This window comes from Gemmatimonadaceae bacterium, assembly GCA_036273715.1.
Classification (GTDB): domain Bacteria; phylum Gemmatimonadota; class Gemmatimonadetes; order Gemmatimonadales; family Gemmatimonadaceae; genus JADGGM01.
The window spans coordinates 1-9,920 of the sequence record DASUHB010000009.1 but is presented as its reverse complement, the minus strand read 5'-3'; the positions used below and the strand labels follow the sequence as shown (position 1 = coordinate 9,920).

Here is a 9,920-nt window from a genome sequence, read left to right as displayed (position 1 = left end):
CGCGCCCGTCGCGCACCAGATACCGCACCGGGCTCTGGAACTGCACGTTGCCTAACGCAAGACCCATCTCCACCTCGGCGAGCGTGGAGTAGCGCGGTGCGTTCTTGAGCTTGGCCTCGAAGTCGAGCGGCGCCTTGGTGAGGAAGTAGCAGCCGAGCACGATGTCCTGGCTGGGCTCCGCCACCGGGCGGCCGTCGGACGGCTTGAGGATGTTGTTCGACGACAGCATGAGCAGCCGCGACTCGAGCTGCGACTCGAACGACAGTGGGACGTGCACCGCCATCTGGTCGCCGTCGAAGTCGGCGTTGAACGCCGCGCACACGAGCGGGTGGATGCGGATGGCCTTGCCCTCCACCAGCACCGGCTCGAACGCCTGAATGCCTAACCGGTGCAGCGTCGGCGCGCGGTTCAAGAGCACGGGGTGGTCGCGGATGATCTCCTCGAGGATCTCGTACACCTCGGGCGACTCCCGCTCCACGATCTTCTTGGCGCGCTTGACCGTCTCGGCGATGCCCTTGTCGACGAGCTTGTGGATGATGAACGGCTTGAACAACTCGAGCGCCATGGCCTTGGGCAGGCCGCACTGGTGCAGCTTGAGCTCCGGCCCAACGACGATCACCGAGCGGCCCGAGTAGTCCACGCGCTTGCCTAACAGGTTCTGGCGGAACCGCCCCTGCTTGCCCTTGAGCATGTCCGACAGCGACTTGAGCGGACGCTTCCCGCGGCCGCGAATGGCTTTCGAGCGGCGGCCGTTGTCGAACAACGCGTCCACCGCTTCCTGCAACATGCGCTTCTCGTTGCGCAGGATGACTTCCGGCGCCCGGTGCAGAATCAGCTTCTGCAGCCGGTTGTTGCGGTTGATCACCCGGCGATAGAGATCGTTCAGGTCGGACGTGGCAAAGCGGCCGCCGTCCAACGGAACGAGCGGACGCAGGTCCGGCGGAATCACCGGGATCACGTCCATGATCATCCACTCGGCCTTGTTCCTGGTGCCGCCGGCGTCGCCGGAGTTCCGGAAGGCGTCGATGATCTTGAGCCGCTTGAGCTGCTGCTTTTTGCGGTGCTGCGAGGATTCGACGGCCACGGCGGAGCGCAGCTCGTCCGAGATCTTGTCGACATCCAGGCGGCGCAGCAGCTCGCGCACGGCGGGCGCGCCGATGTCGGCGCGGAACGCGTCGTCGCCTTCCTGCCGCGCCTTGTCGCGCAGCGTGAGATACTCGTCTTCATCGAGCAGCTGGTTAGGCACCACGTCCTGCTGGCCCGGTTCGATGACGACGTAGTTCGAGTAGTAGATGATCTTCTCGAGATCACGGAGGGTGATGTCGAGGAGATTGCCCATGGGGCTGGGCAGCGTCTTGAAGAACCAGATGTGCGCGACGGGAACGGCGAGCTCGATGTGGCCCATGCGCTCGCGGCGAACGCGAGACAGGGTCACTTCGACGCCGCAGCGGTCGCAGATCACACCGCGATAGCGGATGCGCTTGTACTTCCCGCAATGGCATTCCCAGTCCTTCACCGGACCGAAGATGCGCTCGCAGAAGAGGCCGTCCTTTTCAGGTTTGAACGACCGATAATTGATGGTTTCGGGCTTCGTGACCTCACCCCACGACCACCAGTTGCGGAGCCCCTGCATTTCGAGGCGCTCGCGTTCCTTGGGGTCCTTGGGACCGCGGATCTCCTCGGGGGAGGCGATCCGGATCTGGATGAAGTCGAAGCTCGAGCTGCGCGGCTCGCGCACGCTGCGGAAGTCGATCATGTGCTACTCCTCTCCGTTGCCGTTGCCGTTCATGCCATCGCCGTCGGTGGAGCCGAGCTTGACCCAGATGCCTAACGCTTGCAGCTCCTTCACCAACACGTTGAACGACTCCGGAATCCCGGGCTCCGGAAGATTCTGGCCCTTCACGATGGCCTCGTACACGCGGCTGCGACCGTTCACATCGTCGGACTTGACGGTGAGGATCTCCTGCAGCGTGTGCGCGGCGCCATACGCCTCCAACGCCCACACTTCCATTTCTCCAAACCGTTGGCCGCCGAACTGCGCCTTGCCGGCCAAGGGCTGCTGGGTGACCAGCGAGTACGGTCCGATGCTCCGTGCGTGGATCTTGTCATCGACCAGGTGCGAGAGCTTGAGCATGTAGATCTCGCCCACGGTGACGGGACTGGCGAACCGTTCGCCGCTGCGCCCGTCGCGCAGCCACACCTTGCCGGCCACCGTTAGGCGGGCGAGCCGCATGAGCTCCACCGCCGCGGCATCCACGTCCACTTCCGACTTGGGGCCGAGCATCCGCGCGAGCGCGGGCAGCTCGAGCGATTCGAGCGTGTCCGCGGCGTCGCGCGCCGCGAGCTTCTCGAGCTGCCGGAGCGCGTTCTTGAGCTCCGCCCGCCGCTCCTTGGACAGGGACTCGTCGTCGGACAGCGCCGTGTGCAGATCGATCTGCGCCTTCACTTCCGCGGCCTCGTGCTCCGCGATCTCGGACGCCGCCGCCACGAGGAAGTCGCGCACGCGGTGAGTCAGATCGCGCGTCTCCTGCGACATGCTGCGGCCCGACAGATCGTTGATCGTCGCGTCGCCGAGGTTCGCGTGCATCTCGCCTTCCTCGCGCGACGGTTTGACGTCGGCGAGCAAGCGTTTGACGTCGGCGTCGCTGATCGACGGCGCCGGCGCGTGCAGCGCGAGCGCCTGCGCCGACCACCGAACGCCGGCGAGCTTGAGGAGCAAGCCGATCTCGCGCTCGTTGGCGCCCTGGAACACCGGCGTCTTGGCGTAGAAGCCCAGGATCTTCGCGACCCATCCCAGGTGCGTCTCGAGGATCTGACCGACGTTCATGCGGCTCGGCACGCCTAACGGATTGAGCACGATGTCCACCGGACGGCCGTCGGGCAGGAACGGCATGTCCTCTTCGGGGACGATGCGCGCCACGATGCCCTTGTTGCCGTGCCGGCCGGCCATCTTGTCGCCGACGCTCACCTTGCGCTTCTCGGCCAGATACACCTTGACCAACTGAATCACGCCCGGCGGCAATTCGTCGGGCTGCAGAATCTTGTCGATGCGCTCTTCCGCCTTCTCTTCGATGCGCGCCTTCTCGGCGTTGGCGGCCTCGATCACTTCGCGGATGCGCTCGTTCGCCTTCTTGTTCTCGACGCGGAACGTCTTGAGGTCGAGCGTCGGAATCCGCAGCTCGCGCACCGCTTCGGGCGTGAGCTTGGTTCCGGCCGTGATCGCCTCTTCGACGGTGCCGGCCTTGAGCGCGAGCGTCACCGTCTGATTCTCGAGCAGCTCGGCGAGCTCGCCATCGCGCACTTCGTTCACCCGCACCTTCTCATCCGCTTCGAGACGGCGGACTTCGCCGATGCGCTCGCCGCGATCCTTCTCGATCACCTGGTCGTCGATGCGCGAGAAGATCTTCACGTCGATGACCACGCCTTCCATGCCCGGCGGCACCTTGAGCGACGAGTCCTTCACGTCCTTTGCTTTCTCGCCGAAGATCGCCGTGAGCAGCTTCTCTTCGGGCGAGAGCTCGGTTTCGCCCTTGGGCGTGATCTTGCCGACGAGGATGTCGCCCGGCTTCACGTGCGCGCCGATGCGGATGATGCCGCGCTCGTCGAGGTCGACCAGCGACTCCTCGGCGACGTTCGGGATTTCACGCGTGATCTCTTCCTGGCCGCGCTTGGTGTCGCGGACGTGGAGCTCGAGCTCCTGGATGTGGATCGACGAATAGACGTCGTCCTTGACCAGGCGCTCGGAGAGCACGATGGCGTCCTCGAAGTTGTGGCCGTACCACGGCATGAACGCGACCGTGACGTTCGCGCCGAGGGCGAGCTGGCCCATCTCCGTGCCGGCGCCATCGGCCAGCACGTCGCCGGCCTTCACCCGCTGGCCTAACCGAACCAGCGGGCGCTGGTTGATGGCGGTATCCTGGTTGGTGCGCCAGTATTTCTTGAGGCGGTAGCGGTCGTTTTGCGTCAGGCGAGCCAGCGGCCGGTCGTCATGGCGGCGATCCTCGCTCTTGGCGCGCTCCGCGGGACCGGCATCGACGATGATCTCGTCGGCCGTGACGCGCGTGACGACGCCCGACCGCCGCGCGATGACCACCGCGCCGGAGTCGCGGGCCACTTTCTCCTCGAGACCGGTACCCACCACGGGCGTGCGCGGGTTGAGGAGCGGCACTGCTTGCCGCTGCATGTTCGATCCCATGAGCGCGCGGTTCGCGTCGTCGTGCTCGAGGAACGGGATGAGCGCGGCGGCGATGGACACGAGCTGCTCCGGCGCCACGTCCATGAAGTCGATGCGATCCGGCGGCACGAGCGGGACGTCGCCGCGCTGGCGGCAGAGCACGAGATCTTCGACGAACGAGCCGTCGGGCTTGAGTTTGGCGTTGGCCTGCGCGATCACGACATCTTCCTCGCGATTCGCGTCGAGCCATTCGATGTCGTGCGTGACCTTGCCGTTCCGCACCACGCGATACGGCGTCTCGACGAAGCCGAGATCGTTCACCCGCGCGTAGCAGGCGAGCGAGGTGATGAGTCCGATGTTGGGACCTTCCGGCGTCTCGATCGGGCACATGCGGCCGTACTGCGAGTAGTGCACGTCGCGGACCTCGAACCCCGCGCGCTCGCGCGTCAGACCGCCCGGGCCTAACGCAGAGAGGCGCCGCTTGTGCGTCAGCTCGGCCAGCGGGTTGGTCTGGTCCATGAACTGCGACAGCTGCGACGATCCGAAGAATGCCTGGATCACCGCGCTGACGGTGCGCGCATTGACGAGATCGTCGAGCGTGATCTTCTCGGGGTCGGTGTTGATCGACATGCGCTCCTTGACCAGCCGCGCCATGCGCGAGAGGCCGACGGAGAACTGGTTGGCGATCAGCTCGCCCACCGAGCGGATGCGGCGGTTGCCCAGGTGGTCGATGTCATCGGTGTGGCCGCGGCCTTCGTGGAGCTCCACCAGGTAGCGGACGATGGCCACGAAGTCATCCTTCGTGAGCACGGTGTGCGACGCCGGCGTTTTGAGGCCTAACCGCTGGTTGATCTTGTAGCGGCCGACGCGGCCCAGGTCGTAGCGCTTGGGCGAGAAGAACAGGCGCTCGAGCGCGACGCGCGCGGTCTCGAGGTTGGGCGCTTCGCCCGGGCGCAGCAGCGAGTAGATCTGCTGCAGCGCTTCCTTTTCGCTCTTCGTGGGGTCCTTGGCCAGCGTGTTCTTGATGAGCGTCGACTCGGCGCGGCCGGAGGCGACGAACACCTGGACCTTGTTGATGTCCTGGCGGCGCAGCTTCTTGAGCAGCGTGTCGGTCAATGTCTGGCCGGTCTCGGCAATGGCCTCGCCGGTGTCGGCGTCGACGACGTCGACGGCCAGCACGCGGCGCGTCGTGCGCTCGCCGCGCTCGATGGCGTCGATTTCGTCGCGGAGGTCGATCGTCATGTAGGACGAGAAGACCTTGATCGCGTCGATGCCTAACCGACGGAGGCGGTTGTAGACCTCCGGGGTGAGTTCGTCCCCTTCCTTGACGAGCATCTCGGCTTCGGCGCGCTCGCGCTCGGCGCGGGCTTTCTTGGTTTTGAGCTTTGGCGCATCGGGATCCGATGCCTCGCCGGCGAGCGTGATGTCCTCGGCGATGATGGCGCCCAACACCTCGCGCTGATCGCCGCGGCTCTCGAGCTTCTTGGTGAGGTCGAGTTCGCGCACGGCGAAAAAGAGGCGCAGGATGTCGGAGTTGCTGCCGTAGCCTAACGCGCGGAGCAGCGCCGTGGCCGGGAATTTCTTTTTCTTGTCGATGTGGACGTAGATCACGTCGTGGATGTCCACCGTGAACTCGACCCACGACCCGCGGAACGGGATGATGCGCGCCGAGATGAGGCGCTGCCCGTTGGGGTGCGTCGACTCCTCGAACACGACGCCCGGCGAGCGGTGCAGTTGGCTCACGATCACGCGCTCGGCGCCGTTGATGACGAAGGTGCCTAACGGCGTCAGCAGCGGCAGCTCACCGAGGTAGACCTCTTTCTCGATGATGTTGCGCGGCCGCTTCTGTCCGTTGACCTCCTCGTTGACGACGAGCTGCAGGGTCGCCTTGAGGGGGGCGGAGTACGTCATGTCGCGTTCGATGCACTCCTCGACCGAATACTTCGGGTCGCCGAGGGAGTAGCGAACGAACTCGAGTGAATAGTTCTCGTGGACGTCGGTGATCGGGAACAGGTCCTTGAACACGCGCTCGAGGCCGATGTCCTCGCGATCGTGGGCCGCGGCATCCAGCTGGAGCAGCGCCTCGAAGGCGCGCGTCTGGATGTCGAGGAGATGGGGCATGTCCATCCCCTGGTCGAGCTTTCCGAAGGAAATTTGCTTCAACGATTCTGGCATTGATCACCCGCGCACAGACGCAAAACCGCTCCTCCCTCACCGCGTCGCGATTTCGCGAGGGCAAAGGGGAGCACAGAAAGAACAATCGATTGTCGCTGCGATGCTGGCTTTAAGACCATTCGCGCCGGGAACCCGAGAGACGACCGGCAGCCGCACCCGATTATATACCGTTTAGGCTGCGCGGCAGTTCCCGGGCGGCGCAATTAAAGATACACCGCCCGGGTACCGCAGTCGGCTACTTGACCTCGACGACCGCGCCTTGCTCTTCCAGCTTCGCCTTGATCTGGGCCGCTTCCTCCTTCGACACGCCCGCCTTCACGGTCTGCGGAGCGCCATCGACGAGGTCCTTCGCCTCTTTGAGGCCGAGGCTGGTGATCTCGCGGACCACTTTGATCACCTGAATCTTCTTGGCGCCGGCTTCCTTGAGCGTGACCGCGAACTCGGTCTGCTCTTCGGCGGCCGGGGCGGCGGCGGCACCGCCGCCGGCTGGCGCCGCACCGCCCACGGGAGCGGCGGCGATCGTCACGTTGAACTTCGACTTGAACGACTCAATGAGGTCGGCGAGCTCGAGCACCGACATGTTGCCGATCGCCTCGAGGATGTCGTCCTTGCCCAGGGTTGCGTTTGCCATGTGTCCGTTCTCTCGACTGAATAGGTACGTGGTGACCCGACGCCGGCGCCCTATGTGAGCAGCCTCCGCCGGCTGCTCGTTACGCGCTTTCCTTTTGCTGCCGCAGTGCTTCGAGCGCTCCGACCCACATGTAGAGCAGCCCGTTGAGCGCGCCGACGAACGCTGCGAGCGGCGACTGCAACCCGGCCGCGAAATCGGCGAGCATCTGGTCCCTCGACGGAAGCGATGCCAGGTGCTTGACTTGCGCTCCGCCGATGGCCCGTCCTTCGAGCAAGCCTCCCTTGATCTCGGGCTTTTGCTCGTGTTCTTTGGCGAAATCGGCGAGCACTTTCGCCGCCGCCACGGGATCGCGGCCGACGACGACGCCGGTCGGTCCTTTGAGCTTGGTGCCGGCGAGACCGCTGTCGTTCACGGCCCGGAGCGCCAGGCTGTTCTTGATCACGACGTACTCGACGCCGGCACGACGGAAGCGGCGGCGGAGCTCCGTCATGTTCTTGACGTTGAGCCCGGTGAAGTCGGTGTAGTACAGCGCCGTGGCGCCTTTGATCTTCGTCGTCAGCTCGCTGACGAGTTGGTCTTTCTCCGCGCGTTTCATCGTCGGTTACCGGTACGGGGTGGTGTCGATGGCGACGCCGGGCCCCATGGTGCTCGAAATCGCGAGGTTCTTGATGTAGACGCCTTTCGACGCGGCCGGCTTGGAGCGAACGATCTGGTCCATGAACGCGGTGAAGTTTTCATTCAGCGCATCGGCGGTAAAGGAGACTTTGCCGATGGCGGCGTGCACGTTGCCCGCCTTGTCGACGCGGAACTCGATCTTGCCCGCCTTCACTTCCTTGACCGCGCGCGTGAGATCGAACGTCACGGTGCCGGCCTTTGGGTTAGGCATGAGGCCGCGCGGTCCGAGCACCCGGCCCAACTGTCCGACCTGGCCCATCTGGTCGGGAGTGGCGATGAGTACGTCGAACTCGAGCCAGCCGTCCTTGATTTTCTGCACGAGCTCGACGCCGACGGCATCCGCTCCAGCAGCTTCGGCCTCGCGCGCTTTCTCGCCGACGGCGATGACGGCGACGCGCACCGATTTGCCGGTGCCGGCCGGGAGCACGACGGTGCCGCGGACGACCTGATCGGCGTGGCGCGGATCGACGCCTAACCGGACGGCGACCTCGACCGTTTCATCGAACTTGGCGAACGCGTTCGTTTTCACGAGGTCGATCGCCTGACGCGCGGGCATGCTGCCGTTGCCGTTCTGCATGCGCTTGGCGGCGGCCGTGAACTTCTTGCCGTGGCGTCGCATCAGTCGCCCACCTCGACACCCATCGAGCGTGCGGCGCCGGCCACCATGGCCATCGCGCTCTCGATGGAATCGCAGTTGAGGTCGGGCAGCTTGATCTCGGCGATCTTCCGGACCTGCGCTTTGGTCAACTTGCCGACTTTGTTCCGGTTAGGCTGACCCGAACCGGACTCCAGGCCGAGTTCCTTCTTGATGAGGATCGCGGCCGGCGGCGTTTTCGTGATGAACGTGAAAGACTTATCCGAGAAGATCGTCAGCTCGACCGGCAGAATCGTGCCGGCCTGGGCTTGCGTCCTCGCGTTGAACTCCTTCACGAACGCCATGATGTTGATGCCGTGCGGTCCAAGCGCGGTGCCGACCGGTGGGGCCGGCGTCGCCTGGGCTGCCGGAATCTGCAGCTTGACGAAGCCAATCGCTTTTCGTGCCATCAGTACTCCGCTGTCGAATGCGCGAGGTCGTCGCGCGGTTCTGCCACGGTGTGTTTAGCGTCGCTGTGGTGGACGACGTGGAGAGGACTGGTCAGTAGCCTCTCAACTGCAAGTAATCCAGCTCGACGCTGGTGGGCCGGCCGAACAGGCTCACCGACACGCGAACCTTTCCTTTGTCCGCATACACTTCTTCGACGGTTCCGCTGAAGTCGCTGAACGGGCCTTCGGTGATCTCGACGGCCTGTCCGACCATGAACGGAATTTCTTCCTTGGGCTCTTCCGGCTCTGTCTCGTCCGCAATGCCTAACAGCCGATTGACCTCGTCGGGCCTGAGCGGCTGAGGAAAGCGGTCTTGCCCAACGAATTTGATCACGCCCTGGATGTTGTTGATGGTGTGGGCCGTTTCCTGGTCCATCACCATCTCCACGAGCACGTATCCCGGGTAGATCTTCCGTTCGACCGTCACTTTCTTGCCGTTCTTGATCTCGACGACTTCCTGCGTCGGCACGAGCGCCTGGCGGATCGCCCGTTCTTCAGCAGGCCGCGCGTCTTGTTCGATGCGGCGCTGGATGAGCGAGCGCACTTTGTTCTCGTGGCCGGCCGTCGTCTGGATCGCGTACCATCGATGCTGAGGAGCCATGCCGACGTTGCTCACTTGAAGAGAGACGGCACGCCGGACACCAGCACGCCCTGCAGAATGACGTCGAGCAGCGCGATGAACCCGGCGATGAGCAGCACGAAAATGATGACCGCGATCGTGTTCTTGCGAAGCTGAACACGATCGGGCCACGTGATCTTGCGCATCTCGACGCGGACGGCGGTGATGAAATCCGCAAAGTCCACCGCGCTCGTGCGAACCGCCGTGGTGAATTTCGTGACTGCTGCCGGCATTCTTACTTCGTTTCCTTGTGCACTGTATGCGTGTTGCACCGCGGGCAGTACTTCTTCCACTCGACCCGTTCCGGGTGCGTACGCTTGTTCTTCGCGGTGAAGTAGTTTCGATTCTTGCACTCGCCACAGGCGAGAATGATTTTTTCACGCGGCATGCGATACCTGCCTGTTGCTCGTTGCCGTTAGGCGTTACTTGATGATCTTGGTGACGACGCCGGCGCCGACCGTGCGCCCGCCTTCGCGAATGGCGAACCGCAGCCCCTCATCCATGGCGATCGGCGTGATCAGCGTGATCTCCATCTGGATGTTGTCCCCCGGCATCACCATCTC

10 protein-coding genes are annotated in these 9,920 nt (G+C 64.4%); all 10 read right to left on the bottom strand.

Annotated elements, in window-relative coordinates:
- Positions 1 to 1,756 (bottom strand): DNA-directed RNA polymerase subunit beta' (locus tag VFW04_01110; protein ID HEX5177902.1); only part of this gene is annotated, 1,756 nt, incomplete at its 3' end.
- A gap of 3 nt (positions 1,757 to 1,759) precedes the next feature.
- Positions 1,760 to 6,349 carry a DNA-directed RNA polymerase subunit beta gene (rpoB, locus tag VFW04_01105; GenBank protein ID HEX5177901.1) on the bottom strand — a complete coding sequence of 1,530 codons (4,590 nt, stop codon included), beginning with the start codon at positions 6,347 to 6,349 and terminating at the stop codon, positions 1,760 to 1,762.
- A gap of 235 nt (positions 6,350 to 6,584) precedes the next feature.
- The gene (gene rplL / locus VFW04_01100) at positions 6,585 to 6,980 is read right to left on the bottom strand and encodes a 50S ribosomal protein L7/L12 (protein ID HEX5177900.1); all 396 of its coding nucleotides are present in this window, start codon (positions 6,978 to 6,980) and stop codon (positions 6,585 to 6,587) included.
- A 79-nt stretch (positions 6,981 to 7,059) separates the two neighbouring features.
- Positions 7,060 to 7,575 carry a 50S ribosomal protein L10 gene (gene rplJ, locus VFW04_01095; protein HEX5177899.1) on the bottom strand — a complete coding sequence of 172 codons (516 nt, stop codon included), beginning with the start codon at positions 7,573 to 7,575 and terminating at the stop codon, positions 7,060 to 7,062.
- Positions 7,576 to 7,581: 6 nt separating this feature from the next.
- Positions 7,582 to 8,274 carry a 50S ribosomal protein L1 gene (gene rplA, locus VFW04_01090; protein HEX5177898.1) on the bottom strand — a complete coding sequence of 231 codons (693 nt, stop codon included), beginning with the start codon at positions 8,272 to 8,274 and terminating at the stop codon, positions 7,582 to 7,584.
- Positions 8,274 to 8,699: a 50S ribosomal protein L11 gene (gene rplK, locus VFW04_01085; protein ID HEX5177897.1), complete on the bottom strand. Its 426-nt coding sequence runs from the start codon at positions 8,697 to 8,699 to the stop codon at positions 8,274 to 8,276. The genes rplA and rplK overlap by 1 nt, the downstream gene beginning before the upstream one ends.
- A 91-nt stretch (positions 8,700 to 8,790) precedes the next feature.
- On the bottom strand, positions 8,791 to 9,339 hold the full coding sequence (gene nusG / locus VFW04_01080; GenBank protein ID HEX5177896.1) for a transcription termination/antitermination protein NusG: 549 nt from the start codon (positions 9,337 to 9,339) through the stop codon (positions 8,791 to 8,793).
- A gap of 11 nt (positions 9,340 to 9,350) precedes the next feature.
- A complete protein-coding gene (gene secE, locus VFW04_01075) occupies positions 9,351 to 9,590 on the bottom strand; it encodes a preprotein translocase subunit SecE (protein HEX5177895.1) in 240 nt (79 codons plus the stop codon).
- Between the two features lie 2 nt (positions 9,591 to 9,592).
- Complete coding sequence (gene rpmG / locus VFW04_01070) at positions 9,593 to 9,745, bottom strand: 50S ribosomal protein L33 (GenBank protein ID HEX5177894.1); 153 nt, start codon at positions 9,743 to 9,745, stop codon at positions 9,593 to 9,595.
- A 34-nt stretch (positions 9,746 to 9,779) separates the two neighbouring features.
- Positions 9,780 to 9,920 (bottom strand): elongation factor Tu (gene tuf, locus VFW04_01065; protein HEX5177893.1); only part of this gene is annotated, 141 nt, incomplete at its 5' end.